Raw genomic sequence first — 26,789 nt, forward strand, 5'->3', positions numbered from 1 at the left:
GCCCCGGACATCACGCGTCGCTCAGGACCTCCAGCGCGTGCGCGAGGTCCGCCGGGTATGGCGACTCGGTCGTCATCCACTCCCCCGTCGCCGGATGCGTGAACGACAGCTCCCGCGCGTGGAGCCATTGGCGCGTGAGACCTAGCCGCTCGGCGAGCACCGGGTCGGAGCCGTAGAGCGGGTCGCCGACGCATGGATGCCGGTGCGCGGCCATATGCACGCGGATCTGGTGCGTGCGACCGGTCTCCAGGTGGATCTCGAGCAGCGACGCCCGCGGGAACGCCTCGATCGTCTCGTAGTGCGTGATGGACGGCTTGCCGTCGGGCGTCACGGCGAACTTCCACGAGTGCGACGGATGCCGGCCGATCGGCGCGTCGATCGTGCCGGAGAGCGGGTCGGGGTGGCCCTGCACGACCGCGTGGTAGACCTTCTCCACCTCGCGCTCCTTGAACGCGCGCTTGAGCGCCGTGTACGCGCGCTCGGTCTTCGCGACGACCATGAGGCCGCTCGTGCCGACGTCGAGACGATGCACGATCCCCTGCCGCTCGGCCGCGCCCGTCGTGGCGACGCGGAAGCCCGCGGCCGACAACGCCCCGAGGACGGTGGGGCCCTCCCATCCAACCGAGGGGTGAGCCGCGACGCCGACGGGCTTGTCGACGACCACGAGGTCGTCGTCGTCGTACGCGATGCCGAGGTCGGGCACCGCGATCGGGATGACCTCGGGCTCCCGCCGCGGGGTCCACGACACCTCCAGGACGGCACCTCCGAGCAGTCGATCGGACTTCCCGACCGGACGCCCGTCGAGGAGCACACCCCCGGCGTCGGCGACGTCCGCCGCGAACGTGCGCGAGAAGCCGAGCATCTTCGCCATCCCGGCATCCACCCGGCTGCCGTCGAGCCCGTCGGGCACGGGAAGGGTCCGCGATTCCACGTCAGGACTCCGTGTCGTCGGGCCTGCGCTCCTCGTCGTCGTCCTCCGAGGGCCGGGCCCGGCGCTCGCGCGTGCCGTCGAGACGGAAGCCGAGCAGCACCAGCAGCGCGACGCCGATCATCATCGTCACGATGAAGATGTCGGAGACGTTATAGATCGCCGGCATCATCCACGGGGTGGAGATGAAGTCGACGACGTGGCCCACACCGAACCCCGGATCGCGGAAGAGCCGGTCGCTGAGATTCCCGAGGACGCCGCCGAGCAGGAGGCCGAGGACGACCGTCCATGCCCGGGACCGCACGCGTCCCAGCGCAAAGAGGACGATGATCGCGATCGCGACGACGACGAGCGCGATCGTGAAGAGCCACGTGACGCCCTCGCCGAGCGAGAACGCGGCGCCCGCATTCCGGACCAGATAGAACTGCAGGAGGTCGCCGAGGATCGGGACGTTCACCTGCAGCGGCAGGTTCTGGAGGGCGAGGTACTTCGCGAACTGGTCGGCGGCCAGCACCAGCAGCGCGAGGATCGCGAGCAGGATGCCGGCCGCCGACGCCCGCAGGGGGGCGCGATCTGCCAAAGAAGGACCTAGGAGGTCGCGACGGGCGAGTTGCTGGTCGTGTTGGTGTCGAGCTCGTTCAACTTCTTCTCGAAGTAGGAGCGCAGCTGCGAGCGGTAGTCGCGCTCGAACTGGCGGAGCTCGGTGAGCTTGTTCTCGAGCGACGCGCGCTCCTGCTCCAGGCGTGCGAGCTCGTCGCGGCTGCGGGCCTCGGCGTCCGCGATGATCGAGGCCGCCTGCGTCTGCGCCTCGGAGACGAGCTTGTCGCGCTGCGCGACACCCTCGGCGACGTGCTCGTCGTGCACGCGCTGGGCGAGCTCGATGATGCTCGCCATCGCAGCGGTCGACTCGCTCGGCGCGACAGCAGCCGGGGTCGGCGGCGTAACGGCGACGGTCTCGGCCGGAGCCTCCACCGCGGCCGACTCGGCCGGCGCCTCGGGGGCCCCGCCCGCCTCGTAGGCGGCGAGCTTGGCCTTCAGCTCCTCGTTCTCGGCGAGCGCCTTGCGCCACTCCACCACGACCTCGTCCAGGAAGTCGTCGACCTCGTCCGGGTCGAAACCCTCCTTGAACCGGACGTGCTGGAACTGCTTGGTGACGACGTCATCCGGGGTCAGGGGCATGGTGCTTCCTCTTTCGGGGCTTTGTCGGCTGTCCGAGGTCTGGGACCGGTTTCCTTGGGGAGATTCTCTGAAGAGCATAGTCTCCGCGTCATGAGCTTGCGAGAGAACGGGTCACGCTGAGGAGGATGAAGCAGACGAGCAGCGTGAGCGCGAACGCGAAGTCGATGGCGACGGGTCCGATGCGCAGCGGCGGGATGAAACGCCGCAGCAGCTTGATCGGAGGATCCGTCACCGTGTAGACGAGCTCGGTGGCGACGAGGCCCGCACCCCGCGGCCGCCATTGGCGGTTGAACATCTGGACGTAGTCCAGGATCAACCGCGCGAACAGGATGAAGATGTAGATCAGCAGCAGGATGTTGGCGATCGTCGCGACGACGCCGACGATCGACACGGTTACTGCTGCGCGAACGCGGGCTCGGCGTCGGCGTGCGCGAGCGCGCCGTCACCGGAGACCGCGATGTTCTCCGGGGAGAGCAGGAAGACCTTGCTCGTCACCCGCTCGATGCGCCCGTAGAGCCCGAGAGACAGACCGCTCGCGAAGTCGATCAGCCGACGCGCGTCGGCGTCACTCATCTGCGAGAGGTTGATGATGACCGGAACGCCCTCGCGGAAGCTCTCCGCGATCGTCTGCGCGTCGCGGTACTGCTTGGGGTGCACGGTGACGATCTCGCTCACTGCGCTCGGCGCCGGCTGGCGCACGACCGCCGGGCGGTGGATCGGAGTGACCGGTGCGGTCTTCTCCGGCTGGGTCTTGCGGCTCGTCAGGGGCGCCACTTCCGCCTCCGGGACGACCTCTTCCTCGTCGGCGAGGCCCAGGTAGACCATCGTCTTCTTGAGCGGGTTCGACATCGCATCCTCCGTTTGCTCGTCTGAGTTCGAGGTTAACCGCGCACGGGCCGCGGACCCGTGATTGCCGAGCCGATCCGCAGGTGTGTCGCGCCCGCCGCGATCGCCGCGGGGAAGTCGCCGGTCATCCCGGCGGAGATCCAGTCCGCGTCCGGGACGATCCCGCGCACGCGCTCGGCATACTCGCGCAGCCGCCAGAACGCCGGAGCGGGATCCTCGTCCAGCGGCGCCACGCCCATCACGCCACGGACGCGCAGCGTCCGGCATCCGGCGGCATGCTCGGCGAGGGCCTCCAGGTCCGTCGGCGCGACGCCGCCCCGGCCGGGCTCGTCGGTGAGGTTGACCTGCAGGAGGACGTCCAGCACGGGCGCGCCCTCGTCCGCCGCGCGGTCGAGCGCGTCCGCGAGCCGCTCGCGGTCGACGGAGTGGACGACGGATGCCGCCTGGCGGATCTGTCGCGCCTTGTTCGTCTGCGCCTGCCCGATGTAGTGCCAGCGGACGCCGGCGAGGTCGGTGAGCTCGGCCCGCTTGGCCGACAGCTCCTGCTGGCGGTTCTCGCCCACGTCGGTTACGCCGAGCGCGGCGAGCTCGCGGACGAGCGACGCGGGATGGAACTTGGTCACGACGATGCGCGTGATGTCCGCGGCATCCCGTCCGGCCGCCGTCGCGACATCCGCGATCCGGGCGTCGACGTCCGCGAGACGATCACGCAGCGTCGCGGCCACGCGTCACTTCAGGAAGTCGGGGACGTCGAGGTCGTCCTCGGCGAAGACCGAGTCGTACGACGCACCCTCGGACACTCCGGCGGTCACGGGGACGCTCTCGAGCGGCTGCTCGGCCGACGCGTCCGCCTCGGGCGTCGGAGCGGGCGGTGCCGCGGGAGCGGCCTGCCGCTCGCCGAGGATCTCGTGGCGCGGCTGGGGCTCGCCGCCGTCGAAGCCGGCCGCGATGACCGTGACGCGGACCTCGTCGCCGAGCGTGTCGTCGATCACGGTGCCGAAGATGATGTTCGCCTCGGGGTGCGCGGCCTCCTTGACGAGCTGCGCCGCATCGCTGATCTCGTAGATGCCGAGGTTCGAGCCGCCCTGGATCGACAGCAGCACGCCGTGTGCGCCCTCGATCGAGGCCTCGAGCAGCGGCGACTCCACCGCGAGTTCGGCCGCCTTGATCGCGCGGTCTGCGCCGCGGGCCGAGCCGATGCCCATGAGCGCGGAACCGGCGCCCTGCATGACCGACTTGACGTCGGCGAAGTCGAGGTTGATGAGGCCGGGCGTCGTGATGAGGTCCGTGATGCCCTGAACACCGGCGAGAAGCACCTGGTCGGCCGTGGCGAACGCCTCGATCATCGAGATCCCGCGGTCGCTGATCTCGAGGAGGCGGTCGTTGGGCACCACGATAAGGGTGTCGACCTCTTCCTTGAGCTTCGCGACACCGAGCTCCGCCTGGCTCTGCCGGCGACGGCCCTCGAACGAGAACGGCTTCGTGACGACGCCGATCGTGAGCGCGCCGATGGACTTCGCGATGCGCGCGACGACGGGCGCACCGCCCGTGCCTGTGCCGCCGCCCTCGCCGGCGGTGACGAAGACCATGTCGGCGCCGTTGAGCGCCTCCTCGATCTCCTCCGCGTGGTCCTCCGCGGCGCGGCGCCCGACCTCGGGGTCTGCGCCCGCGCCGAGACCCCGCGTGAGCTCGCGGCCGACGTCGAGCTTGACGTCGGCGTCGCTCATGAGCAGCGCCTGCGCGTCGGTGTTGACAGCGATGAACTCGACGCCGCGCAGGCCGAGCTCGATCATGCGGTTCACGGCATTGACGCCGCCGCCACCGACGCCGACCACCTTGATGACCGCGAGATAGTTCTGGTTCTGGCTCATCCCGGCTCCCGTCTCGTCCGAACCCGCACCGATCGTTCCCCAGCCTCGACTGTCAACCTTGAAGTTCACGTAGAGGTTTAAAGAATTGCCCGGTATGCATTTCCTGGATCGAACGTACGGTCCGACCGCGCCGAGTCCGGGACGCGAGAGGGCGTGTCGCGCGATGCGTGCGGATTCGGATTGCCGGCTCAGGCGAGGCGGGCCGCGCCGGCGACGATCACGGCGACGCCGCTGACCGCCAGGGCGACTGCGAGGACGGCGACGCCCGTCCACAGGAGCGCGATCGCGCGCCCAGGTCTGGTCACGTCACGCCCGAGAACCGACAGGAAGAAGCCGCCCGGGATCAGCAGGGCAGCGGCCAGGACGCCAACCCCAGACCACTGCCAGCCGCCGGAGACGCCCGCCGCGGACTCGATCAACAGGATGACGAGCCCGAGGATCACGAGGACACCGGCGTGGGCATGGCCCGCCCGGAAGAACGACTTCTGCAGCGGGGAGAACGGGAGACCGCCGGTCGTGACCCGCAGCAGGAACGTGCCACCGGACATGATGCCGATGACGGTGAGGATCGTCGCGCCGGCGACGATCGTGAGGACAGGATCCATCGCACCTCCAGAAGGGTGGAAAGCTCGGTGTGAACTAGATAGCTATAGTATCCAATGGGAGGGACGATGCGAATCTCCGAGCTTGCGGAGCGCACGGGGTGCTCGATCCCGACGATCAAGTTCTACATCCGCGAGGGAATGCTGCCCCGGGGCACGACCACGTCCGCGACGCGCGCGGAATACGGCCCGGAGCACGAGGGACGCCTGCGTCTCATCCATGCGCTCGCCGACGTGCGCCGTCTCCCCCTGTCTCGGGTGCGCGAGATCCTCGCACTCGTCGACGCCCCGGGCGACGACGTGGTCGAGACGCTGGGACGGGCGACCGGCGCACTCCCGCCGTACGTGGAGGACGACGGCGACCACGCCCGGGCGCGTGCCACGATCGAGGCGCTCGGTCTCGTCTACACCCCCCGTTTCACCGCGGTCGCACAGCTCGAGGCGGCCATCCGGGGCCTGGAAGAAGCGGGCCTCGCCTGGGACGCCGATACCGTGGCACGGTACGGGCGCGCAATGCAAGCGGTCGCGCGGGAGGAGGTCGCGCCGATCGCGGCGATGTCGCCCGCCGAGGCGATCCGCTATGCGGTGCTGGGCACCGCGCTGTACGAGCCGATCCTGCTCGCGCTCCGCCGGCTCGCGCATCAGCAGCTTCTCGTGAGCGGCGCGGTGCCCGCTCCGCACGCTCGTCGTGGAGGGTCACCCAGCCCGCCCCTTGCCCCCACCGGCGACCGCGAGCCCACTTCCTCCTCGCGAGACCACCCGTTCGACACGCCGTAAAGAGGGGTTCTCGCGACGAGGAGGTGGGCTCGAGGGAGAGGAGGGAGGGAGCGGAGGGATCAGCCGACGACGACGGCTTCGGGAGAAGACACGTCGTAGCTCATGCCGGGCGCGGGCGGGCGATCGGCCATCACCTTCTGCAGGACGAGCGACTTCCGCGCGGACTGGTCCGCGCTCCCCCACACGATCCGCGCGCCCGAGCCCGTGAGGGTGAACGCGACGTCGTCGGGAGAGGATGCCGTCACGTCGGCCACGCGAGAGCGCAGGTCGGCCGGCAGCGAGCGGAGCACCGTGCCCGCGGCGGCGAACGCATCCGACCCGACGCCCCCCGGGATCGACAGCGTCGGGTAGCCCGGCGGCGCGGTCGGAGTCGTCGAGAGCGCAACACCCGCGGCATCCACGAGCGTGTACCCGGACGGCGAGGCGATGACGCCGACGGGGGTGCGCTCCACGATCCGGACCACGAGCTCGTGCGGCGGGCGGGCCTCCAGCGTGTACGACTCGACGAGCGGGAAGGCGACGAGCGCCGCCTTCACCGCGCTCTCGTCCACGAGCGGGAGGGGGGTGCCGACGATCGACGACAGCGCGCCGGCGACGGTCCCGGCATCCAGCTGCTGCGTGCCCACGACCGACACCTCCTCCACGGCGAACAAGGGGCTGTAAGCGGCCGCGAAGCTCCCCGCCACGAGGAGGACGAGGGATCCGATCGCGCCGAGCCAGACCGCGCGGCGGCGCCGCTGGCGGACCGTGAACCGGCGCACCTCCGCGCGCATCGCGCGGCGGCGTGCGCGGGCCGCACGCCAGACCTCGCGCCATCCGACCGGGGCAGGCTCGGGCTCGGGCTCCGGCTCCGTCGAGGCCGGCTCGGCGGGCGGCGCGGGGTCGGTCTCTCGCGCAGGCCATGCATCCGGGGCATCGTCCGGAAGCGCGTCCCGCGCGAAGGCGAGCAACGGCGGGATGGGCGCGGTCGGCTGCTCGTCCGCAGGTGTCATCGGCGGGGCGGGCAGAGGAGCCGCGACGGACCCGGACGCCCCGGCGACGGGTGCGGACGGACGGGACGCGGGCTTCGCCGCGCCGTGGGGCGGGAGCCGCGGCTCGGATGCCGGGGCTCCCGCGGACGGACGGGACCCGGGCTTCGCGTCCGGCTCGGACGCACCCGGAGGAGGCGGGAGCGGCGTCGGCCGGCGCATCCGCTCAGTCCTCCGCGCGGGCGAGCGAGGCGAGCAGCTGCGGCACGATGCGGTACACGTCGCCGCAGCCCAGCGTGATGACGTAGTCGCCCGGGCGCGCGACGGTCGCGGCGTAGTCCGCGGCGTCCTGCCAATCGGGCACGTAGCGGACGCGATCCGGATCGCGGAAGGCCTCGCTCACGAGCGCGCCCGTGACTCCGGCGACCGGGTCCTCCCGGGCGCCGTAGACGTCGAGCACGACGGTGTGGTCGGCGTACTCCTCCAGCACGCGCGCGAACTCGCCCGACATCTGCAGCGTGCGGGAGTACGTGTGCGGCTGGTGGACGGCGATGAGCCGCCCCTCGCCCACGACCGACCGGGCGGCGGCCAGCGCCGCGGCGACCTCGGTCGGGTGGTGCGCGTAGTCGTCGTAGACGCTGACTCCGCGCGCGATGCCGTGCAGCTCGAAGCGGCGGACCGTGCCGGCGAACGTCTCGACCGCCCGCACCGCCGGCTCGAGCGGAAGGCCCAGGCTCAGCAGGACCGCGACCGCACCGGTCGCGTTGATCGCGTTGTGCCGGCCCGGGATCCCGAGCCGGGCCTCGACGCTCTCGCCGCCGGCGTGGACCGTGAACACGACGGGTCCGTCGGTGCGGATGCCGCTCACGCGCACGTCGGCGTCGGCATCCGTCCCGAACGTGACGACGCGCGGGTGCTCGAGACGTGCCCGCACCCGGCGGGCGCCGGCGTCGTCCGCGGAGATGACGACCGCCTCGCGCGCTTCGGCCGCGAAGCGCACGAACGCATCGTCGAAGGCCTCCGCGGTGCCGTAGTGGTCGAGGTGGTCGGCATCCACGTTCGTGATGAGCGCGATCGAGGTGTCGTAGAGCAGGAACGTCCCGTCCGACTCGTCGGCCTCCACGACGAACAGATCATCGACGCCCGGCCCGCTGGAGGAGCCGAGCTGCGCGATGACGCCGCCGCTGACGAAGCTCGGATCGATCCCGAGCTCGCGCAGGGCCGTCACGATCATGCCGGTCGACGTGGTCTTCCCGTGGGCGCCGGCGACCGAGACGAGGCGACGGCCGCCGATCAGCCAGTGCAGGGCCTGTGAGCGGTGGATCACCGGCATCCCGCGCTCCTTGGCGGTCACGTACTCGGGGTTCTCCGGCCAGATCGCGCCGGTGTGGATCACCGTGTCGGCATCGCCGAGGTGCGCCGCGTCGTGCCCGATCGCGACACGGGCGCCGAGCGCCGCGAGGTCGCGGAGGGCGGCCGAGTCGGAGCGGTCGGAGCCGGAGACCCGGATGCCGCGGGCGAGGAACATGCGCGCGAGCCCCGACATCCCGGATCCGCCGATGCCGATGAAGTGCGCGGCCTCGATGCGCTCGGGGATGGGCAGGCTCAGGTCGGGTCTGATCATGACCCGACAATCCTAGGTCGGGGCCCCTGGGCATCCGCCGTCGCCGTGCCGAGCGGAGGAGATGTGAGCGAGGGAGGAAGGATGCTGGCGATTCGGCCCTCCGCCCGTCCCATCTCCTCCGCTAGGGACGGAGGCAGGCCGGGGTCAGGGGCGGGCGCCGGGGTCAGGGGCGCGCCAGGGCCTCGTCGACGAGGGCGAGTAGGTTCTCGGTGCCGCGGCGGGTGCCGACGGATGCCGCGGCATCGCGCATCGCGGCCAGCGCCGCGGCGTCGTGCAGCAACGGCACGACCTCGGCGCGCACGCGGTCGGGCGTGAGGTCGCCGTCGGGGATGATGCGTGCGGCGCCCGCCGCGACCGCGGATGCCGCGTTGAGCCGCTGCTCACCGTTGCCCACCGCATACGGGACGTAGAGGGCGGGGATGCCGAGGGCGCTGATCTCGCTCACGGTCCCCGAGCCGGAACGGCAGAGGATCAGGTCCGCGAGCGCGAAGGCGAGATCCATCCGGTCGACGTAACGGAGCACGGCGTACCCCGGGACCTCCGGCGCCGCGTCGACCGCCCGCTCCCCCGTGATGTGCAGGAGCTGCCAGCCGGCGTCGAGGATGTCACGCCAGGAGCCCGCGATCGCCTCGTTGATCCGCTGCGCCCCGAGCGAGCCGCCGAACACGAGCAGCGTCGGACGGTCGGGATCGAGGCCGAAGTGCGCCGCCGCGTCCGCGCGGACGGCGGCCCGGTCGAGGTCGACGATCTCGCGGCGCAGCGGCATCCCCACGACCCGCGCCCCGCGCAGGCGGGTGCCGGGGAAGACCACGCCGACCTGGGCGGTCCATCGCGCGCCGAGGACGTTCGCGAGACCCGGCCGCGCGTTGGCCTCGTGCACGACGAGCGGCACGCCCGCGCGGCGGGCCGCGCGATACGCGGGGGCCGAGGCGTATCCCCCGAACCCCACGACGACGTCAACCCCACGCTCGGCGATGTAGCCGCGCACTCGGGCGACGGCACGGCGGAAGCGGCTCGGGAAGGCCATGGCCGCCCGGTCCGGGCGCCGCGGGAACGGCACCTTGTCGACGAACAGCAGCTCGTACCCGCGTTCCGGCACGAGCCGCGCCTCGAGCCCCTCCCGCGTGCCGAGCACGAGGATGCCCGCGTCGGGCTCGCGCTCGCGGATCGCGTCCGCGACGGCGAGCAGCGGGTTGACGTGGCCGGCGGTGCCCCCACCGGCCAGGAGGTACGTCGTCACCCGGTCGAGCCTAGGCGATCGGATCCGCGTCGTCGGGCGCAGCGGTCCTGCGCGCCGCCGGTTTCGGCGGGAGGTTCCGGGCGAACGACAGCAGCACGCCGGACGCGAGCAGGACCGAAATCAGCGACGTGCCACCCTGCGAGACGAACGGCAACGGAACCCCGAGCACGGGGAACAGCCGCAGCACCACGCCGATGTTCAGGAGCGCCTGTCCGATGACCCAGACCCCGATCGCGCCGGCCACGACGCGGACGAACATGTCGTTGGAGCGCCGGACGATGTGGAAGGCCCCGATCGCGAAGATCGTGAACAGTGCGAGGACCACGAGGCAGCCGACGAGCCCGAGCTCCTCCCCGATGATCGCGAAGATGTAGTCGTTCGCCGCCGCCGGCAGCCAGTCGTACTTCTCCTTCGAGTTCCCCAGGCCGAGCCCGAGGATGCCGCCGCCGGCCAGCCCCCAGATGCCGTGCAGCGACTGGTAGCACTCGTTGTAGTAGCACGCGGTCGTGTCCGGATTGAGGAAGCTCATGATCCGGGCCATCCGGTTGCTGCTGTTCAGGGCCAGGAAGCCGACCGCCGCCGCCGACAGCGTAAGCGGGACCAGGAGGATCCGCAGCTTCACGCCCGAGAAGAACAACCCGGCGAGCGCGACGACGAACAGGATCATCGCCGTGCCCAGGTCGCCGCCCGCGAGATCGGTCCCGATGACGAGGATGGTCACGGGCAACGCGGGGATGAGCGCATGCCGCCATTTGCCGAGGAGAGCCTGCTTCCGGAACAGCACCGTGCCGAGCCAGAGTGCGAGGGCGAGCTTGAGGAACTCGGCGGGCTGCGCCTGGAGTCCGCCGATCGAGATCCAGTTGCGGTTGCCGTCGTTCTCCACCCCGAGCGGCGTCAGCACGAGGAGCTGCAAGGCCGACGCCGCGATGAGCCCGGGCCAGGCCGCCTTCTTCCAGAACGACAGCGGCAGCCGGGACGCGATGAACATGAGCGGGATGCCGATGACCGCGAACACCGCCTGCTTGAGCACGGCGTCGTAGGGCTGCTGACCCGCCGCGGTCGCGGTCGCCGAGGTCGCGGACAGGATCATGACGAGCCCGAACCCGGTCAGCAGGAGCGCGGTCGACGCGATGAGGAGGAACTCGCTCGACACCGGCGCGAACACGGCCCCGAGCCGCACGCGCGCGGCGAGGCCGCGACGCTCCGGCGGGTCAGCCGACGGAGCCTGCGGAGGGGTCTCGGTGCTGGTCACCGGCATCCCTCCCGATTCGCCTGCGGACGGCCTCGGCGAACCGGCGACCTCGATCGGCATAGGACTCGAACTGGTCGAAGGACGCCGCGGCGGGGGCGAGAAGCACCACGTCCCCGTCACGTGCGATCCCGGCAGCCAGTTCGACGACCCGCGCCATGACGTCTTCAGTCTCATCGTGGACGACCTCGAAGACGGGCACCGCCGGCGCGTGTCGCGCGAACGCCTCCGCGATCTCCGCACGCTCCGCGCCGATCACGACGGCGGCCCGGATGCCGGGCCCGCGAGCGGCCACGAGCGCGCCGATGTCGACGCCCTTCAGCACACCGCCGACCACCCAGACGGCGCTCGGGTAGGCCGCGAGCGACGAGGCCGCGGCGTGCGGGTTCGTCGCCTTCGAGTCGTCGATCCACGTCACACCGTCGGCGATCGCGACGACCTCGATGCGGTGGGGGTCGAGCCGGAACTCGGTCAGCGCGTCGCGGATCGCGGCGGGCGGCACGTCGAGCGAGCGCGCCAGCGCGCTCGCGGCGAGGACGTTCGCGACGATGTGCGGCGCCCCGAGGCCGTGCTCGGCCAGGGCGCCGACGGTCGTGAGCTCGAGGGCGCTCGTCCGACGCTCGGCGAGGAACGCGCGATCGACGAGGATGCCGTCGACGACGCCCAGATCGCTCGGCCCGGGCACGCCCAGGTCGAACCCGATCGCCCGCGCGCCCTCGACGACGTCCGCCTCCTCCACCATCCGCCGGGTGGCCTCGTCCGACTTGTTGTACACGCACGCGACCCGGGTGTTGCGGTACACGACCGCCTTCGCGTCGCGGTAGGCCGCGAACGAGCCGTGCCACTGGAGGTGGTCCTCGGCGAGGTTGAGGCACACGCTCGCGTGCGGCGACAGCATCCCCGCGGGGGTGCTGAGGCCCAGGTACCAGAGCTGGTGGCTCGAGACCTCGACGACGAGCACGTCGAACCCGCCGGGGTCGCGGACGGCGTCGAGCACCGGCACCCCGATGTTCCCGCACGGCGCCGCCCGCAGGCCGCCCGCAGCGAGCATCGTCGCCGTCAGCCGCGTCGTCGTGGTCTTGCCGTTGGTCCCGGTGACGAGCACCCAGTCGGCCGGGGTGCCGTCCGGACGCAGGACCTTGTCGTGCACCCGCCACGCGAGCTCCAGGTCGCCCCAGAGCGGGATCCCGGCCGCCTGCGCCCACACGATGACCGGGTGTTCCGGCGAGAACCCGGGCGAAGCCACGACGAGCTCGGGCGCGAACGCGACGATCTCCTCCGGAACGGAGCGGAGCGCCCCCTCCCACAGCCGCGCGCCGATCACGGGGAGCAGGCGTGCGTACTCCTCGCCGGCGGCGTCCGTCGCGACGAGGACGTCCGCGCGGAGCTCGGCGAGCGTGTCGGCGACCGAGAAGCCGGTCACCCCGAGCCCCAGGACGAGGACGCGCAGCCCCGACCAGTCCGCGTGCCAGCTCGTCAGTGTGTCCGGGCGGGCGCTCACGTGCGCGAGAGCCATTCGACGTAGAAGAGCCCCACACCCGAGAAGGCCAGGAGGCCCGCGATGATCCACATCCGCACGACGATCGTGATCTCCGGCCAGCCGCGCATCTCGAGATGGTGATGCAGCGGACTCATGAGGAACAGGCGTCTGCCCCGGGTGAGCTTGAAGTAGCCGCGCTGGAGGATGACCGAGCCGGACGCGATCACGTACACGCCCGCGACGAGGATCAGCAGAAGTTCGACGTGCATGAGGATGCCCATCGCCGCGACGACGCCGCCGATGGCCATGGACCCGACGTCGCCCATGAACAGCTGCGCCTTCGGTGCGTTCCACCACAGGAACCCGATGAGGGCCCCGACGAACGCCGCCGAGACGATCGCGAGGTCGAACGGATCGCGCACCTCGTAGCAACCGGGCTGGTTGAGCGGATCGAGCGCGGCGCGCGCACAAAGCTGTTTGAACTGCCAGAACGACATGAGGCTGAGTGCGCCGATGACGAAGATGCCGGCACCCGCGGCGAGGCCGTCCAGACCGTCGGTCACGTTGACGCTGTTGGACGCCGCGACGCCGATCAGGGCGACCCAGACGATGTAGAGGAGCCAGCCGACGACCAAGCCCAGCGCCATGAAGTTCAGGACCGGGATGTCCCGGAAGAGGGAGATGTGCGCGCTCGCCGGCGTCGAACCCGCCGGGTTCGGGAAGTTCAGCCCGATGACCGCGAAGGGCACGATCACGATGACCTGCCCAAGGATCTTCCGCCACCCGGACAGCCCGAGGCTCTTCTGCTGGCGCACCTTCATGAAGTCGTCGATGAAGCCGACGGCGCCGAAGCCGATCATCATCCAGAGCACGAGGAGGCCGGAGATCGACGGCGGGTTGTTCCCGACGAAGCATCCGATGAGGTAGCCGACGACCGTACCCGCGATGAAGATGACCCCGCCCATCGTGGGCGTCCCGCGCTTCGCACCGTGCGAGGGATTGTGGATGTCCTCGGGCGTGCGGATCACCTGACCCCAACCCCACCGGCGGAACAGCCGCAGGAACACCGGCGTGAGGAACAGCGTGAAAGCCAGGGAGATCGCGGCTGCCGTCAGGAGGGATCTCACGCGAACGATTCTCCCAGACGATCGCCGAGGTGCCGGAGGCCGGCGGAGTTCGACGACTTCACGATGACGCGATCTCCGTCGCGCAGCTCGCCCAGGAGGTAGTCGTGCGCCTCGTCTGCGGTGAGGAAGAAGACGGCCTCGCCGTCCCACGAGCCCTCGCCGACCGCGGCGAGAAAGAGACGGCGGGCGTCCGCGCCCACCACGACGATGCGCTGGATGCCGAGGCGCACGGCGAGCAGGCCGATCCGGTCGTGCTCCTCGCCGGCGTACTCCCCCAGCTCGCTCATGGCGCCGAGGACGGCCACCATGCGCTCCTCGGGCGCAGTGATCTGCGCGAGGGTGCGGAGAGCGGCCGCCATCGAGTCGGGGCTCGCGTTGTACGCGTCGTTGATGATACGGACCCGGTCGTTGCCGAGGGGCTGCATCCGCCAGCGCTCGGCGAGCTCGACCGTCTCGAGGCGCGCGACGCAGTCCGCGGCCGCCACGCCGAGCGCGGTCGCGGCCGCGATGGCCGCCAGCGCGTTCATGACGTGGTGCGCGCCGAGGACGCGCAGCCGCAGCGGGAGGTCCACGCCGTCCACGGTCAGGGCCGAGCTCGTCCCGGCGGGGTCCACCTCGATCCGGCTCGCGCGAACGTCCGCACGGTCGCCCTGACCGAACCACCGCACGGAGCCCTCGCGCTCCGCCGCCACCGGAGCCATCGCCGCGACCCGCGGGTCGTCGACGTTCAGGATCGCGATGCCCCCGCGTCGCAGCGCGTGCACGAGCTCGGACTTCGCCTTCTGCGTGGTCTCGACGTCGCCGAACCCGCCGGCGTGCGCCATCCCGACCATCAGCACGACCGACACGTCGGGCTCGACGAGGCCCGCGAGCCGCGCGATCTCGCCCGGGGAGCTCGCGCCGAATTCGCTCACGAGGAACCGCGTCGTCTCGGTGACGCGCAGCATCGTGAGCGGCGCGCCGACCTCGTTGTTGAAGGACGCGCGCGCGGCGACGGTCTCCCCTTCGCCTTCCAGAATCCGGGCGAGCAGGTTCTTCGTCGTTGTCTTGCCGTTCGAGCCCGTGATGCCGACGACGCGCAGGGACCCGCGCGCGCGGACACGAGCCACGACGTCGCGGGCGAGGTCGGCGAGCGCGTCCACGGCATCCGCCACGACGATCTGCGTGACCGGGACGTCGACGGGATGCTCGACGATCGCGAGCACCGCCCCCTTCTCGACAGCAGCGGCGACGTACAGGTGTCCGTCCGTCTCCTCACCCCGCTTGGCGACGAAGATGCCGCCCGGGGCCATGAGGCGGGAGTCGGTGTCGACGACCCCGTCGACACGGGTCGCAGGGGTGTCGGTGCCGGCGAGGAGGAGGTCGCCACGCAGGACATCGGCGATGTGCGTGAGTGCGAGTGAGATCATTCGAGAGGCGGGCGACGCGGTCAGCCGAACTTCGGCAGCATGGTCGGCTGCGTCGTCGATGGCATGACCCGGAACGTCTTCAGGACCTGGGTCATGGCCTTCTGGAAGCCCGGCGCGTTCGCCGCAGAGGATGTTACCGCAGTGGGCTCGTCGAGCGTGATCGCGACGAGGTACTGCGGGTCGTCCATGGGCGCCATCCCGATCATCGTCGTGAAGTACAGGTCCGGCTTGTACCCGCCGGTCGCGGGGTCGTACTTCTCCGCGGTGCCGGTCTTGATCCCGATGCGGTAGCCGGGGATCTTGACGGCATCCGCGTTCGTGCCCTGCAGCGCGACGTTCTCCAGCATCTGCCGCACCTCGGTCGAGGTCTGGTCGCTGATCACGCGCGTCGGATCCGGCAGCTGCGGCGTCTCCACGGTGCCGTCCTCCTTCGTGCACGACTCGACGAGCGACAGCGGAATCTTCACGCCGTCGTTCGCGATGGTCTCGTACGCGCCCATGAGCTCCGGCACGGTCGTCGTCAGGCCCTGGCCGAACGAGGTGTTGTAGAAGGTCTGCGGGTCCCACTGGCTGACCGGGTGGATCTCGCCCTTCTGCTCGCCGACGAAGCCGACCGCGCTCCCCGAGCCGATCCCGAACTTCTTCAGGTAGTCGACGCGGATGTTGGGGTCGATCTGCTGCGCGAACTTCGAGATGCCGACGTTCGACGAGTCGATCAGGACGCCGGTCAGCGTGTACTGGTTGGTCGGGTGAGGCTCCGCGTCACGCACGCGCGCGCCGCCCGGGAAGGTCTCCAAGGATGCCGCGCTGACGGTCGACTCGGGGGTCGCGACGCCCGTGTCGATGAGGGCGGACGCGGTCAGCGCCTTGAACGTCGAGCCCGGCTCGAACGTCGAGGTGAAGATCCGGCTCGCGCGGTCCTGCGGGGCCGAGGCGCCGACGTTGTTGGGGTCGACCGAGGGGAACTCCGCGGCGGCGCGGATCTTGCCCGTCTTGACCTCGACGACCGTGATCGTGCCGCTCTTCGCCCCGAGGTTCTGCACCTGCTCGGCGATGAGCTGCTGCAGGTACCACTGCAGGTCGCGGTTGATCGTGAGCGTCAGCGTGCCGCCATTCACGGCGGGTGTCTCCTGCTCGGTGCCCGGGATGACGACGCCGTCCTTGCCCCTCTGGTAGGCGACCTGGCCGTCCGTCGAGGACAGGCAGGAGTTCTCCGACATCTCGAGCCCGCCGAGCGGGGTGCCGTCCGAGCCGACGAAGCCGACGAGGTTGCCCGCCACCGCGCCGTCCGGGTAGGTGCGCGCGGCCTGCGCCGTGAACGTGAGGAACGGCGCGCCGAGCGCGACGAGCGCGCGGTACTGCTCGGTCGACAGGCCGCGCTTCAGGTACGCGAACCGGCTCTGCGGGTTGTCCGCGAGCGCCTGCGACACGATCGCCTGGATGTCCTGCGCCGACTGGCCGGTGATCGCTCCCATCTCGCCGGAGAGCTGGTCCCAGCTGACCTGGGTGGTGCCGCCCTTCCCGTCGGACCGCGGGATCGGACCGACGTTCAGGGGGTCGAGCTGCGCGTCGTAGGTGAGCACACTCGACGCAAGGGGCTGTCCGTTCTCGTCGACGATCGAGCCGCGCGTGCCGGCGAGCGTCTGCGAGTCCGCGAGCCCGAGGCCGAGCGACTGCTTCACGTTGTCGCTGGCATTGACGACCTGGATGTCGACGAGCCGCGCGACGAAGCCGACGATGATCACCAAGACGATGGCCAGGGCGACGACGGTGCGGCGACGAGGGCTGCGGGTGCTGCGTGTCGTCATGGACTCTCGCGTCTCAGCGGGTGGTCGGGGTCGGGAGACCCTGGGTGAGGGTGGGCGGGATGACGACGGCGCCCGCGGCATTCGTCACGGGCTTCGTCGGGACGCCCTTGATCGTCGCGTCGGGCTGGGTCACGAGCGGGGTGTTCGTCACGAGCGCGTTGGCGACGGCCCCTCGGCCCAGCGCGTCGACCGAGGATGTCCCGGAGGACGGCTGCTGCGAACCGATCAGCGCGCCGTCGCTCAGGCGCAGGTAGCTCGGCGGCTGCCCGATGACCATGCCGAGCGCGGCCGCGTTCGCCGCGAGGTACTGCGGCGAGCTGAGGCCGGCGACCTTGTCGGAGAGGATCTGCTTCTGGTAGGTCAGCGTCTTCTGCTGCTGCTGGAGCGAGGAGAGCTGATACGACGTCTCGGTCGTCATGATGGACACGACCATCTGCGCGGCGGTGATGGCGAGCGCACCCATGAGCGCAACGATGCCGTAGACGAGCTTGGGGCGGCGTCGGCGCGCCGGTCGTGGGGCGATCCCTAGGCGACGCTCAGGAAGCGCCTCGATCGGAGACTGGGGTAGAGCCTGAATCACCGTGCTCATGAGACCTCTCCTCGGATCGCCCGCACACGTTCGGCAGCGCGCAGCCGGACGGGCGTCGCGCGGGGGTTGACGGCCATCTCCGCGTCGGACGCGCGCTCGGCGCCCTTCACGAGGAGACGGAAGCGGGGGGCGTGCTCCGGCAGCTCGACCGGGAGGCCCGCCGGCGCGGTCGATGCCGAGGCCTCCGCGAAGGCCTGCTTGACGAGGCGGTCCTCGAGCGACTGGTACGACATCACGACGATGCGGCCGCCGACCGGCAGGATCCCCATCGCGGCCGGGATCGCGCGCCCGAGAGCGGCGAGCTCCGCGTTGACCTCGATCCGCAGCGCCTGGAACACGCGCTTGGCCGGGTGTCCCGCGCGCTGGGCCGCGGCGGGGGTCGCGGCGACCAGGATCTCCACGAGCCGCCCGGACCGCTCGATCGCGGCATCCTCGCGCGCCGCGATGATCGCCCGCGCGTAGCGCCCCGCGAGCTTCTCCTCGCCGTAGCGCTCGAAGATCCGGCGCAGCTCGCCCTCGCTGTACGTCGCAACGACGTCCGCGGCGGTGACGCCCCGGGTCTGGTCCATGCGCATGTCGAGCGGCGCGTCCTTGGAGTAGGCGAAGCCGCGATCGGCCTCGTCCAGCTGGAGCGAGGAGACGCCGAGGTCGAAGAGGATGCCGTCGACCGCCGCGCGGCCGGTGGAGGCCACGGCGTCGGCGATCCCGTCGTAGACGGTGTGCACGAGCGTCACGCGGTCGCCGAAGCGCGCGAGCCGCGCGCCCGCGATGCCGAGCGCGTCGCGGTCGCGGTCGAGCCCGATCAGGTGGAGGTGGGGAAACCGCTCGAGGAACGCCTCGGAGTGACCGCCCATCCCGAGCGTCGCGTCGACGAGGACGGGCGCCGGGCCGGTGAGGGCGGGAGCCAGCAGCTCGACGCAGCGATCGAGCAGAACCGGGGTGTGGATCTCGTTCGCGTCCATGTGCGGAGCGGGGATCCGATCTCGGACCCTGATCCCCCGCCGCGCGACCTGGCGCCGGGGAAGTGCGTCAGGGCGGGCGGCGAGAGATCACGGCCCGAGGTCAGAACAGTCCCGGGATCACCTCCTGCTCCATCTCGGCGTAGGTCTCCTCGTTGCTCTCGGCGTAGGCGTTCCACGCCTCCGCGTCCCAGATCTCGGCGTGGGCGCCGACCCCGGTCACGACGAGGTCGCGCGTCAGCCCGGCATAGGTCCGGAGCGCGGGCGGGATCGTGATCCGGTTCTGCCCGTCGGGCTGCTCGGCGCTCGCGCCGGACAAGAACATGCGCAGGAAGTCCCGCGCCTGCTTGTTCGTGAGCGGCGCCTCGCGGATCCGCTCGTGCACCCGCTCGAACTCCTCCGTGGAGAAGACGTAGAGGCAGCGCTCCTGACCTCGGGTGACGACGATCCCGTCGCCGAGGTCGTCGCGGAACTTCGCCGGGAGGATGACGCGGCCCTTGTCGTCGAGCTTGGGAGTGTGCGTGCCCAGCAGCATGCGAGCTGCCACCCCCCTTCGTCCGGCCTGCGAAGTTCTCCTCCACCCTACTCCACTTCCCTCCACATCACCATCATTTCCTGCCCCCGGATGCCCCTCGGAGCGGCTCCGGGCAACGAAAAAGGCACCGACCCGGAGGTCGGCGCCTTTGGCGATGTAGGAGGGGCGGAGGGCTACTGGCCCTTGCGGCGGTCCCAACGGTCGTTCATCTTGTCCATGAAGCTCGATCGCGGCGCCTTCGCGGCGCGACCCTTGGGCTCGCGCGCGACGGTGGAGCGAAGTGGAGTGACGGCGAGAACGACGCCGCCGAGCATCACGACGAAGCCGATGACGCCGATGAAGATGAGTTGCGACGCGACACCCGCGATGATCCCGCCCAGGCCCGCGATGAACAGGAGCGCCCCGAACACGAGATGGCGGTAACTGAGGGACCTGCCCGATCGATCAGCGGTCACGACATCGGCGTCGTTGCCCATGAGATGACGCTCCATCTCATCGAGCAGACGCTGCTCCTGCTCGGACAGTGGCATTGATCCCCCTCGGGTGGCTGATAGCGCTGATTGTACGCGCGCCGTCGATCACTAGGCTAGGCCCGTGCCCCCTTCGACGGACGTGATCGCGGAGGTTTCCCAGCGACTCGACACGTTCTCTGCGGCCCGGCGGGCGGAGGCGGAGCCGGCGGGGCCGGAGGCCGAGGCCCTGGTCGCGATCGCCGCCGCCGCGGTGACCGGCGGCAAGCTGCTGCGGGCGCGGTTCTGCGTCGCCGGATGGCGCGCGGTCGCGGAGGCGGATGGGGCTCGCCGGGACGAGATCGCCCCCGAGGCGATCGGCGCGGCCGCAGCGCTCGAGGTCTTCCACGCCGCGGCGCTCGTCCACGACGACCTCATCGACAACTCCGACACCCGCCGCGGCCACCCCGCCGCGCATCGCGTGCTGGAGGCGGCCCATCGCGACGCGGGCTGGTTCGGCGACGCCGCCGCGCACGGCCGGGCCGCCGGCATCCTGCTCGGCGACCTCCTCGTGGCGTGGAGCGACGACCTGTTCGAGGAGAGCCTCGCCGACGCGATCCCGTCCGCCGCGCGGACGGCGCGCGCCGAGTACGCGCGGATGCGCCGCGACGTCACGATCGGCCAGTACCTCGACATCGCGGAGGAGTCGGCCTGGACGACCGCGCCCGACGCCCAGCACGCCGAGCGCGCGCTGCGAGTCGCCTCGCTCAAGTCGGCTCGGTACAGCGTGCAGCAGCCGCTCCTCATCGGCGCGACGCTCGCGGGTGCGGATGCCGCGCAGCGGCGGGCGCTCATCGACTTCGGGCATCCGATCGGGATGGCGTTCCAGCTGCGCGACGACGTACTCGGCGTGTTCGGCGACACGGCCCTGACCGGCAAGCCGTCCGGCGACGACCTGCGCGAGGGGAAGCGCACGGTCCTCGTCGCCTACACGCGCGACGCCCTCGGACCGGGCCCGCGCCGTGTGTTCGACGAGCTCCTCGGCGACCCGGCGCTCGAGCCCGCCCAGATCGAGTCGCTCCAGGCGACGATCACCGACAGTGGCGCGCGGGAGCGGGTCGAGGCGCTCATCGCCGAGTACACGCGCGACGCGGACCGGGCCCTCGCCGGCGCTCCGCTCGGCCACGCAGCCGTGTCCGAGCTCCGCGACCTCGCCCGTGCCGCCGCCTCGCGCGACTCCTGACCCGCCCGAGCCCGTCCCCCTCCTCCCCGAGCCCGTCCCCCTCCTCCGCGAGAACGCGCGTATGTCACGTTCTTGCGGCGTGTCTGTGACACAAGCGCGTTCTCACGACCGGCGGGGTCAGGCCCAGCGGGCGCGGCGGGCGCAGGGCCGGGCGCGGGTCAGGTCAGGCGAGCGCCTGCGCGACGCGGCGCACCTCGCTCTTGCGGCCGGCACGCAGAGCGTCGATCGGGGCGATGCCGATCGAGTCCTCGGGGCCGAGGAGCCACTCCACCGCCTCGTCGTCGGTGAAGCCGGCATCCCGCAGCACGATCACCGTGCCCCGGAGGGACGCGAGCGGATGCCCTTCGACGAGGAAGACGCTCGGCACCTTCAGGACGCCCTCACGCCGGACGCCGATGAGGTACGACTCGTCGAGAAGCTTCCGGACCCGCCCGAGAGGGAGGTCGAGCACCTCGACAAGATCCGGAAGGGTCAGCCAGTCGGTCTCCACCGCGGTCTCGCCGGTCACCCGGAGAGTATCTCACGTGTACGTAACGCCAGGACCGCACGCGGTGAGCCGCCAGGGTTCGTGCACCGCGTCTTCGTAGACTCTCCCCGTGAGCACGAGCCAACAAGCCGATCCCCTGATCGGCCGTCTCGTCGACGGCCGATACCGGGTGCGCGCGCGCATCGCGCGCGGCGGCATGGCGACCGTGTACGTCGCGACGGACCTCCGACTCGAGCGGCGGGTCGCGCTCAAGGTGATGCACGGCCATCTGAGCGACGACGCCGTGTTCCAGAGCCGCTTCATCCAGGAGGCGCGCGCCGCCGCCCGGCTCGCCGATCCGCACGTGGTGAACGTGTTCGATCAGGGCCAGGACGGCGACATGGCGTACCTCGTCATGGAGTATCTGCCGGGGATCACGCTGCGCGAGCTCCTGCGCGAGCAGCGCCGCCTCTCCGTGCCGCAGACCGTCGCGATCATGGACGCGATCCTGTCCGGGCTCGCCGCCGCCCACCGGGCCGGCATCGTCCACCGTGACGTCAAGCCGGAGAACGTGCTCCTCGCCGAGGACGGCCGCATCAAGATCGGCGACTTCGGGCTCGCCCGCGCCACGACCGCCAACACGGCGAGCGGGCAGATGCTGATGGGCACGATCGCCTACCTCGCCCCCGAGCTCGTGACCCGCGGCACCGCGGATGCTCGCAGCGACATCTACTCCCTCGGCATCCTCCTGTACGAGATGCTCGTCGGCGAGCAGCCGTACCGCGGCGAACAGCCGATGCAGATCGCCTACCAGCACGCGACCGAGTCCGTGCCGCGGCCGAGCGCGAAGAACCAGGGCGTGCCGGAGCAGCTCGACGAGCTCGTCCTGTGGGCGACAGCGAAGTCGCCGGACGCGCGCCCGACGGATGCCGACGAGATGCTGACGCGCCTGCGCGAGATCGAGCGCGAGCTCGGGATCGCGCCGCAGGTCGCGCGCACCGTCGCGGTCGGCACCGCCACGGGAAGCACCCGGACTCTCGATTCCGACGAGCTGACCCGCGCCCTGCCGGCGACCGTCACGACCCACCTCACCCCCGTCGACACGGTCGACAACGCGGCACGGCTCCGCCGACGCGCCAAGCGGCGCGCGGCGCGCGGCGGATGGCTCGTCGTGATCGTGATCGCGCTGACCGCGCTGGCCGCGGGAACGGGCTGGTGGTTCGGGAGCGGTCCGGGCTCGAAGGTCGGCGTGCCCGACCTCGCAGGCAGCACGTTCGCCGCGGCGCAGGCCACCCTCACGGAACAGACGCTCGTCGCGCAGCGGCGGGACGTGTACGACCTGACCGTCGCGTCGGGGACCGTCGTCGGCTCCGACCCGGGCCCCGGCACACCGCTGGACAAGGGCGCCACAGTGACGGTGCTCGTGTCCCTGGGCCCGCAGCCGCACGACCTCCCCGCACTCGGCGGGATGCCCGAGGCGCAGGCGCGGCAGGCGCTCTCCGGCGCTGGCGTCACGGTTGGCGACTCCACGTACGTCTTCACCGGCGCCCCGGCCGACTCCGTGATCTCCGCAGCCGTGCAGCAGCGCGGGGGCAATCCGATCGATTGCACGAAGGGCTGCACCGTCCACGAGGGCGATGCCGCGTTGCTGACGGTCTCGAAGGGGAACGTTCCGGACGTCTCCGGCATGCCCCCGACGCAGGCGACGAAGACCCTCACGGACGTCGGGCTCCAGGTATCCGGCGATACGACCGCCGACTACAGCGACTCGATCGCCGAGGGCCGGGTGATCGGGATCGGACCTCGCAGCGGCGGCGGCGACTGGCACGTCGGCGACACCGTCACGCTCGACCTCTCGAAGGGCCCGCAGCCGGTGCAGATCCCGTCGAACGTCGTCGGGAAGTCGATCCGCGACGCGGTCACCCAGCTGCAGGCGCTCGGCTTCCAGGTCAACGCCGGCATCGAGGATGGCACGCTGCCCCTCGGCTTCAAGTACTGGGACGTCTACAAGGTGAAGGCGACCAACCCCGCCGCCGGCACGTCCGCCCCGAAGGGCAGCACGGTCACCCTCACCCCCACGCTCTGACCCCCTCACCCGGACCTCGGGCTCGGGGATCCGCCACCTCCCCGCGAGAACGCGCTTGTGTCATGAAAATGACGTGCTTTTGAGACATACGGGCGTTCTCAGCGGAGGGATCGACGGATGCGGGCGACCAGCGCCGACCGGTTCCGCGGGAGCAGATCGGCGGCGCCGATCAGGATGACGCGGTAGCCGGCATCCTGGAACAGCTGGACTCGCGTGAGATCGTGCAACCACCGCTGCCGATCGACGCGATGCTCCTCGCCCTGGTACTCCAGCAGCACGCGGCGCGCGGGGTAGCCGAGATCGGGATGGAGGACGCCGGCGGCGGTCATGATTGCGGGGTGGATGAGCGGCTCGGGAAGACCGGCGTCTACGAGCGCCAGCCGTAGGCGGGTCTCCTGCGGTGAGTCGACATCCGTCCGGATGAGCGGGAGCGTCTCGCGGAGCACGCGCGCACCGCGCATCCCGCTCCGTGCGCCGACGACACCACTCAGCGACTCGAGCGGGGCGAGCGGCTCGGTCCGACGCCCGCCCTCGAGCCGGACCCCGCTCACGAGAAAGTCCCCCGCCGCCACGATCCACTCGCGGGTCAGACGCGGCGACGTCATCCCGCCGAGCTGCGCCCAGACGAGGGCGGGCGGGGGCACGAGCAGCTCGCCGATCCGGTGCGGAATCGCGTCATCGCGCCCGGTCTCCCACGATCGGATCCCCGCCCGACGAATCCGTCCGCGTTCGCCGGCCGCGAGGACGTGGATCTCCTCGTCGGGAGTCCACGGCCACGGCACGGGGATGCCCCACAGGCGGGCGGCGGTCACATGGCTGAAAACGTGCGGCGCTCCGAGGAGGCCGAGCGCCTCGACGCAGCGCGCGACCAGGGTGTCTCGACCCTCGGCCGCGGCGTAGACGCCGCGGAACGGATGCGCGAGGTCGTCCTTGCGGAGCCGCGAGCGCGGTACCCCGTTCTCGACGGCCTCGGAGAACGTGAACGCGCGCCCGTCGAGCGCGCCCGGGAGAGGTCTGGGGCGGAGCATCCCCCCACGCTCCGTCCCATCCGGCCGAGCTCACGCTCCCACATCCCGATCTGTGGAGGGATGCGCCCGCCGTTCGGCCTGGGGAGAACACGCGAGAACGCGCTTGTGTCCCGAAAACAGGCCGTTTTCGGGACACAAGCGCGTTCTCGCGGAGGGGTGGACCGGCGCCGGGCAGACGGGCCGGGGCCGGGGACCGGGCTAGCGGTGCTCGAGCTCCTCGGCCACGAGGAAGGCCAGCTCCAGGGACTGCATGTGGTTCAGGCGCGGGTCGCAGAGGCTCTCGTAGCGGGTCGCCAGGGCGGCCTCGTCGATCATCTCCGAGCCGCCGAGGCACTCGGTGACGTCGTCGCCGGTGAGCTCCACGTGGATGCCGCCCGGATGCGTGCCGACGGCGCGATGCGCGTCGAAGAAGCCCCGGACCTCGTTCACGACGTCGTCGAAACGACGCGTCTTGTACCCGGTCGGCGTCGTGATGCCGTTCCCGTGCATCGGGTCGGTGACCCAGAGCGGCATGGCGCCCGCGTCGCGGACCGCCTCGAGGAGCGGCGGCAGGGCATCGCGGATCGTGCCCGCGCCCATCCGCGTGATGAACGTCAGACGCCCGGGCTCGCGCTCGGGGTCGAGCTTGTCGATGAGGGCGAGCGCGTCATCCGGCGTCGTGGTCGGGCCGAGCTTGACGCCGATGGGGTTCCGGATGCGCGAGAAGTAGTCGACGTGCGCGCCGTCGAGGTCGCGCGTGCGCTCCCCGATCCACACGAAGTGCGCCGAGGTGTTGTACGGCGTGCCGGTGCGGGAGTCGATGCGGGTCATGGGGCGCTCGTAGTCCATGAGCAGGCCCTCGTGGCCGGTGTAGAACTCGACGCGACGCAGCTCGTCGAAGTCCGCTCCGGCCGCCTCCATGAACTTGATCGCCCGGTCGATCTCGGCTGCCAGGCCCTCGTACCGCTGGTTCGCCGGGTTCTGCGCGAAGCCGCGGTTCCAGCTGTGCACCTCGCGGAGGTCGGCGAAGCCGCCCTGGGTGAACGCGCGGATTAGGTTCAGCGTCGCGGCCGACGTGTGGTACGCCTTCAGGAGCCGCGACGGGTCCGCCCCGCGCGAGCCCTCCGTGAAGTCGTATCCGTTCACGATGTCGCCGCGGTACGCCGGCAGCGTCACGTCGCCGCGGGTCTCGGTGTCCTTCGACCGCGGCTTGGCGAACTGCCCCGCCATCCGGCCCATCTTGATGACCGGCATCGACGCACCGTACGTGAGGACGACGGCCATCTGCAGGAGCGTCTTGATGCGGTTGCGGATCTGGTCCGCCGTCGCACCGGCGAACGTCTCCGCGCAGTCGCCGCCCTGCAGGAGGAAGGACCGGCCGGCCGCCGCGGCGGCGAGCCGGTCGCGGAGGATGTCGACCTCGCCCGCGAAGACGAGCGGCGGCAGCGTCGCGATCTCCGCGGACACGCGCGCGACCTCGTCGGCATCGGGCCACTGCGGCTGCTGCTTGATCGGAAGGCTCCGCCACTGATCCAGAGGCTCGACGGGGGAAAGCATCCGCTCAGTCTACCGGGGCGAGATCCCCGGTAGACGCGGCCGGGGAGGCCAGGCGCTCCTTCGCGGCGGTGGCGTAGATGTCCTCGTACCGCTGCTCCCCCAGCCGCTGGAGCGCGACCATGATCTCGTCCGTCACGGAGCGCAGCACGTAGCGGTCGCTCTCCATGCCGTGGAAGCGGGAGAAGTTGAGCGGCTCGCCGATCACCATGCCGACGCGGCCGATCCGCGGGACCTGATGGCCGATCGGCATGATCGTGTCGGTGTCCACCATGACCACCGGGACGACGGGCACCCCGGCCTCGAGCGCCATCCGCGCGATGCCGGTGCGGCCTCGGTACAGCGTGCCGTCCGGGCTGCGCGTCCCCTCGGGATAGATCCCGAGGAGGTCGCCGCGGCCGAGCACCTGGAGGCCGGTGTTGAGGGATGCCTCGGAGGCCGCACCCCCGGAGCGGTCGATCGGGATCTGCCCGGTGCCGCGGAAGAAGACGCGCTGCGCCCAGCCCTTCAGGCCGCGACCCGTGAAGTAGTCGCTCTTCGCGAGGAACGTCATCGGCCGGTCGATCATGAGCGGCAAGAAGATGGAGTCCGAGAACGACAGATGGTTGCTCGCCAGGATCGCCGCACCCTCGCGCGGCACATTGCTGCGACCGACGATCCACGGCCGGAAGATCGCCTTCAGCAGGGGCCCCACGACCACGTACTTCAGGATCCAGTAGAACATCGCTCGCACTCTAGCCGACGCGGGATCGCCGCGGGATCCCTGGGATTCCGGCCGAGGCCCCGACTAGAA

Annotated in this window: 27 protein-coding genes; 3 read left to right on the forward strand and 24 right to left on the reverse strand. The window is 71.2% G+C overall.

Annotated elements, in window-relative coordinates; translation table 11 throughout:
- Positions 1 to 10 precede the first annotated feature (10 nt).
- From ABCS02_RS25735 to ABCS02_RS25770, 8 genes are all read right to left on the reverse strand, one after another.
- Positions 11 to 931 (reverse strand): RluA family pseudouridine synthase, encoded by a 921-nt coding sequence (locus ABCS02_RS25735; protein ID WP_345838542.1) that lies wholly within the window; start codon positions 929 to 931, stop codon positions 11 to 13.
- A 1-nt stretch (position 932) separates the two neighbouring features.
- Entirely contained in the window at positions 933 to 1,508 is a 576-nt protein-coding gene (gene lspA / locus ABCS02_RS25740) for a signal peptidase II (protein ID WP_345838543.1), read from the reverse strand.
- Between the two features lie 8 nt (positions 1,509 to 1,516).
- Positions 1,517 to 2,107 (reverse strand): DivIVA domain-containing protein, encoded by a 591-nt coding sequence (locus tag ABCS02_RS25745; RefSeq protein ID WP_345838544.1) that lies wholly within the window; start codon positions 2,105 to 2,107, stop codon positions 1,517 to 1,519.
- A gap of 88 nt (positions 2,108 to 2,195) precedes the next feature.
- Positions 2,196 to 2,498, reverse strand: a complete 303-nt coding sequence (locus tag ABCS02_RS25750) for a YggT family protein (protein ID WP_345838545.1) — start codon at positions 2,496 to 2,498, stop codon at positions 2,196 to 2,198.
- A gap of 2 nt (positions 2,499 to 2,500) precedes the next feature.
- On the reverse strand, positions 2,501 to 2,956 hold the full coding sequence (sepF, locus tag ABCS02_RS25755) for a cell division protein SepF (RefSeq protein ID WP_345838546.1): 456 nt from the start codon (positions 2,954 to 2,956) through the stop codon (positions 2,501 to 2,503).
- Between the two features lie 32 nt (positions 2,957 to 2,988).
- Positions 2,989 to 3,678: a YggS family pyridoxal phosphate-dependent enzyme gene (locus tag ABCS02_RS25760; RefSeq protein ID WP_345838547.1), complete on the reverse strand. Its 690-nt coding sequence runs from the start codon at positions 3,676 to 3,678 to the stop codon at positions 2,989 to 2,991.
- Positions 3,679 to 3,681: 3 nt separating this feature from the next.
- Positions 3,682 to 4,824, reverse strand: a complete 1,143-nt coding sequence (gene ftsZ, locus ABCS02_RS25765) for a cell division protein FtsZ (RefSeq protein WP_345838548.1) — start codon at positions 4,822 to 4,824, stop codon at positions 3,682 to 3,684.
- A gap of 188 nt (positions 4,825 to 5,012) precedes the next feature.
- Positions 5,013 to 5,429, reverse strand: a complete 417-nt coding sequence (locus ABCS02_RS25770) for a hypothetical protein (RefSeq protein WP_345838549.1) — start codon at positions 5,427 to 5,429, stop codon at positions 5,013 to 5,015.
- Between the two features lie 66 nt (positions 5,430 to 5,495).
- Here ABCS02_RS25770 and ABCS02_RS25775 point away from each other — a divergent pair, with 66 nt between their 5' ends.
- The gene (locus ABCS02_RS25775) at positions 5,496 to 6,203 is read left to right on the forward strand and encodes a MerR family transcriptional regulator (protein ID WP_345838550.1); all 708 of its coding nucleotides are present in this window, start codon (positions 5,496 to 5,498) and stop codon (positions 6,201 to 6,203) included.
- 59 nt (positions 6,204 to 6,262) lie between these two features.
- Here the strand turns inward: ABCS02_RS25775 and ABCS02_RS25780 are convergent, their stop codons facing one another.
- The 12 genes from ABCS02_RS25780 to ABCS02_RS25835 form a co-directional block, all read right to left on the reverse strand.
- Positions 6,263 to 7,393, reverse strand: coding sequence for an FtsQ-type POTRA domain-containing protein (locus ABCS02_RS25780; RefSeq protein ID WP_345838551.1), 1,131 nt, complete (start codon positions 7,391 to 7,393; stop codon positions 6,263 to 6,265).
- Positions 7,394 to 7,397: 4 nt separating this feature from the next.
- The gene (gene murC, locus ABCS02_RS25785; RefSeq protein ID WP_345838552.1) at positions 7,398 to 8,795 is read right to left on the reverse strand and encodes a UDP-N-acetylmuramate--L-alanine ligase; all 1,398 of its coding nucleotides are present in this window, start codon (positions 8,793 to 8,795) and stop codon (positions 7,398 to 7,400) included.
- 163 nt (positions 8,796 to 8,958) lie between these two features.
- On the reverse strand, positions 8,959 to 10,035 hold the full coding sequence (locus ABCS02_RS25790; protein ID WP_345838553.1) for a glycosyltransferase: 1,077 nt from the start codon (positions 10,033 to 10,035) through the stop codon (positions 8,959 to 8,961).
- Between the two features lie 10 nt (positions 10,036 to 10,045).
- Complete coding sequence (gene ftsW, locus ABCS02_RS25795) at positions 10,046 to 11,293, reverse strand: putative lipid II flippase FtsW (protein WP_345838554.1); 1,248 nt, start codon at positions 11,291 to 11,293, stop codon at positions 10,046 to 10,048.
- Complete coding sequence (gene murD, locus ABCS02_RS25800; RefSeq protein WP_345838555.1) at positions 11,247 to 12,800, reverse strand: UDP-N-acetylmuramoyl-L-alanine--D-glutamate ligase; 1,554 nt, start codon at positions 12,798 to 12,800, stop codon at positions 11,247 to 11,249. Before murD ends, ftsW begins: the two co-directional genes overlap by 47 nt.
- On the reverse strand, positions 12,782 to 13,891 hold the full coding sequence (gene mraY, locus ABCS02_RS25805) for a phospho-N-acetylmuramoyl-pentapeptide-transferase (RefSeq protein WP_345838556.1): 1,110 nt from the start codon (positions 13,889 to 13,891) through the stop codon (positions 12,782 to 12,784). The genes murD and mraY overlap by 19 nt, the downstream gene beginning before the upstream one ends.
- Positions 13,888 to 15,300, reverse strand: a complete 1,413-nt coding sequence (murF, locus tag ABCS02_RS25810) for a UDP-N-acetylmuramoyl-tripeptide--D-alanyl-D-alanine ligase (RefSeq protein ID WP_345838557.1) — start codon at positions 15,298 to 15,300, stop codon at positions 13,888 to 13,890. Before murF ends, mraY begins: the two co-directional genes overlap by 4 nt.
- Positions 15,301 to 15,320: 20 nt before the next feature.
- The gene (locus ABCS02_RS25815; protein ID WP_345838558.1) at positions 15,321 to 17,108 is read right to left on the reverse strand and encodes a penicillin-binding protein 2; all 1,788 of its coding nucleotides are present in this window, start codon (positions 17,106 to 17,108) and stop codon (positions 15,321 to 15,323) included.
- 13 nt (positions 17,109 to 17,121) lie between these two features.
- Positions 17,122 to 17,697, reverse strand: coding sequence for a hypothetical protein (locus ABCS02_RS25820; protein WP_345838559.1), 576 nt, complete (start codon positions 17,695 to 17,697; stop codon positions 17,122 to 17,124).
- Positions 17,694 to 18,659 carry a 16S rRNA (cytosine(1402)-N(4))-methyltransferase RsmH gene (gene rsmH, locus ABCS02_RS25825; RefSeq protein ID WP_345838560.1) on the reverse strand — a complete coding sequence of 322 codons (966 nt, stop codon included), beginning with the start codon at positions 18,657 to 18,659 and terminating at the stop codon, positions 17,694 to 17,696. Before rsmH ends, ABCS02_RS25820 begins: the two co-directional genes overlap by 4 nt.
- 100 nt (positions 18,660 to 18,759) lie before the next feature.
- The gene (gene mraZ / locus ABCS02_RS25830) at positions 18,760 to 19,191 is read right to left on the reverse strand and encodes a division/cell wall cluster transcriptional repressor MraZ (protein ID WP_345838607.1); all 432 of its coding nucleotides are present in this window, start codon (positions 19,189 to 19,191) and stop codon (positions 18,760 to 18,762) included.
- Between the two features lie 173 nt (positions 19,192 to 19,364).
- Complete coding sequence (locus ABCS02_RS25835; RefSeq protein WP_345838561.1) at positions 19,365 to 19,721, reverse strand: DUF3040 domain-containing protein; 357 nt, start codon at positions 19,719 to 19,721, stop codon at positions 19,365 to 19,367.
- A gap of 64 nt (positions 19,722 to 19,785) precedes the next feature.
- Between ABCS02_RS25835 and ABCS02_RS25840 the strand changes: the two genes are divergently transcribed.
- On the forward strand, positions 19,786 to 20,883 hold the full coding sequence (locus ABCS02_RS25840; RefSeq protein ID WP_345838562.1) for a polyprenyl synthetase family protein: 1,098 nt from the start codon (positions 19,786 to 19,788) through the stop codon (positions 20,881 to 20,883).
- A 163-nt stretch (positions 20,884 to 21,046) separates the two neighbouring features.
- Here ABCS02_RS25840 and ABCS02_RS25845 read toward each other — a convergent pair whose 3' ends face one another.
- On the reverse strand, positions 21,047 to 21,391 hold the full coding sequence (locus ABCS02_RS25845; RefSeq protein WP_345838563.1) for an Rv2175c family DNA-binding protein: 345 nt from the start codon (positions 21,389 to 21,391) through the stop codon (positions 21,047 to 21,049).
- An 88-nt stretch (positions 21,392 to 21,479) separates the two neighbouring features.
- Here ABCS02_RS25845 and pknB point away from each other — a divergent pair, with 88 nt between their 5' ends.
- Entirely contained in the window at positions 21,480 to 23,435 is a 1,956-nt protein-coding gene (gene pknB, locus ABCS02_RS25850) for a Stk1 family PASTA domain-containing Ser/Thr kinase (protein WP_345838564.1), read from the forward strand.
- Between the two features lie 98 nt (positions 23,436 to 23,533).
- Here the strand turns inward: pknB and ABCS02_RS25855 are convergent, their stop codons facing one another.
- From ABCS02_RS25855 to ABCS02_RS25865, 3 genes are all read right to left on the reverse strand, one after another.
- Positions 23,534 to 24,463: a hypothetical protein gene (locus ABCS02_RS25855; RefSeq protein ID WP_345838565.1), complete on the reverse strand. Its 930-nt coding sequence runs from the start codon at positions 24,461 to 24,463 to the stop codon at positions 23,534 to 23,536.
- A 198-nt stretch (positions 24,464 to 24,661) separates the two neighbouring features.
- Positions 24,662 to 25,999: a 3-deoxy-7-phosphoheptulonate synthase class II gene (locus ABCS02_RS25860; protein ID WP_345838566.1), complete on the reverse strand. Its 1,338-nt coding sequence runs from the start codon at positions 25,997 to 25,999 to the stop codon at positions 24,662 to 24,664.
- 4 nt (positions 26,000 to 26,003) lie between these two features.
- Complete coding sequence (locus ABCS02_RS25865) at positions 26,004 to 26,720, reverse strand: lysophospholipid acyltransferase family protein (RefSeq protein WP_345838567.1); 717 nt, start codon at positions 26,718 to 26,720, stop codon at positions 26,004 to 26,006.
- Positions 26,721 to 26,789 lie beyond the last annotated feature (69 nt).

The organism is Microbacterium sp. X-17, assembly GCF_039615055.1.

What these genes read in the sequence shown, in the direction of transcription:
- ABCS02_RS25745 (WP_345838544.1), bottom strand. Translation starts at nt 2,107, where the DNA reads ATGCCCCTGACCCCGGATGACGTCGTCACCAAGCAGTTCCAGCACGTC.
- sepF (WP_345838546.1), bottom strand. Translation starts at nt 2,956, where the DNA reads ATGTCGAACCCGCTCAAGAAGACGATGGTCTACCTGGGCCTCGCCGAC.
- ftsZ (WP_345838548.1), bottom strand. Translation starts at nt 4,824, where the DNA reads ATGAGCCAGAACCAGAACTATCTCGCGGTCATCAAGGTGGTCGGCGTC.
- ABCS02_RS25770 (WP_345838549.1), bottom strand. Translation starts at nt 5,429, where the DNA reads ATGGATCCTGTCCTCACGATCGTCGCCGGCGCGACGATCCTCACCGTC.
- ABCS02_RS25775 (WP_345838550.1), top strand. Translation starts at nt 5,496, where the DNA reads ATGCGAATCTCCGAGCTTGCGGAGCGCACGGGGTGCTCGATCCCGACG.
- ABCS02_RS25780 (WP_345838551.1), bottom strand. Translation starts at nt 7,393, where the DNA reads ATGCGCCGGCCGACGCCGCTCCCGCCTCCTCCGGGTGCGTCCGAGCCG.
- murC (WP_345838552.1), bottom strand. Translation starts at nt 8,795, where the DNA reads ATGATCAGACCCGACCTGAGCCTGCCCATCCCCGAGCGCATCGAGGCC.
- ftsW (WP_345838554.1), bottom strand. Translation starts at nt 11,293, where the DNA reads ATGCCGGTGACCAGCACCGAGACCCCTCCGCAGGCTCCGTCGGCTGAC.
- murD (WP_345838555.1), bottom strand. Translation starts at nt 12,800, where the DNA reads ATGGCTCTCGCGCACGTGAGCGCCCGCCCGGACACACTGACGAGCTGG.
- murF (WP_345838557.1), bottom strand. Translation starts at nt 15,300, where the DNA reads ATGATCTCACTCGCACTCACGCACATCGCCGATGTCCTGCGTGGCGAC.
- ABCS02_RS25815 (WP_345838558.1), bottom strand. Translation starts at nt 17,108, where the DNA reads ATGACGACACGCAGCACCCGCAGCCCTCGTCGCCGCACCGTCGTCGCC.
- ABCS02_RS25820 (WP_345838559.1), bottom strand. Translation starts at nt 17,697, where the DNA reads ATGAGCACGGTGATTCAGGCTCTACCCCAGTCTCCGATCGAGGCGCTT.
- rsmH (WP_345838560.1), bottom strand. Translation starts at nt 18,659, where the DNA reads ATGGACGCGAACGAGATCCACACCCCGGTTCTGCTCGATCGCTGCGTC.
- mraZ (WP_345838607.1), bottom strand. Translation starts at nt 19,191, where the DNA reads ATGCTGCTGGGCACGCACACTCCCAAGCTCGACGACAAGGGCCGCGTC.
- ABCS02_RS25835 (WP_345838561.1), bottom strand. Translation starts at nt 19,721, where the DNA reads ATGCCACTGTCCGAGCAGGAGCAGCGTCTGCTCGATGAGATGGAGCGT.
- ABCS02_RS25855 (WP_345838565.1), bottom strand. Translation starts at nt 24,463, where the DNA reads ATGCTCCGCCCCAGACCTCTCCCGGGCGCGCTCGACGGGCGCGCGTTC.
- ABCS02_RS25860 (WP_345838566.1), bottom strand. Translation starts at nt 25,999, where the DNA reads ATGCTTTCCCCCGTCGAGCCTCTGGATCAGTGGCGGAGCCTTCCGATC.
- ABCS02_RS25865 (WP_345838567.1), bottom strand. Translation starts at nt 26,720, where the DNA reads ATGTTCTACTGGATCCTGAAGTACGTGGTCGTGGGGCCCCTGCTGAAG.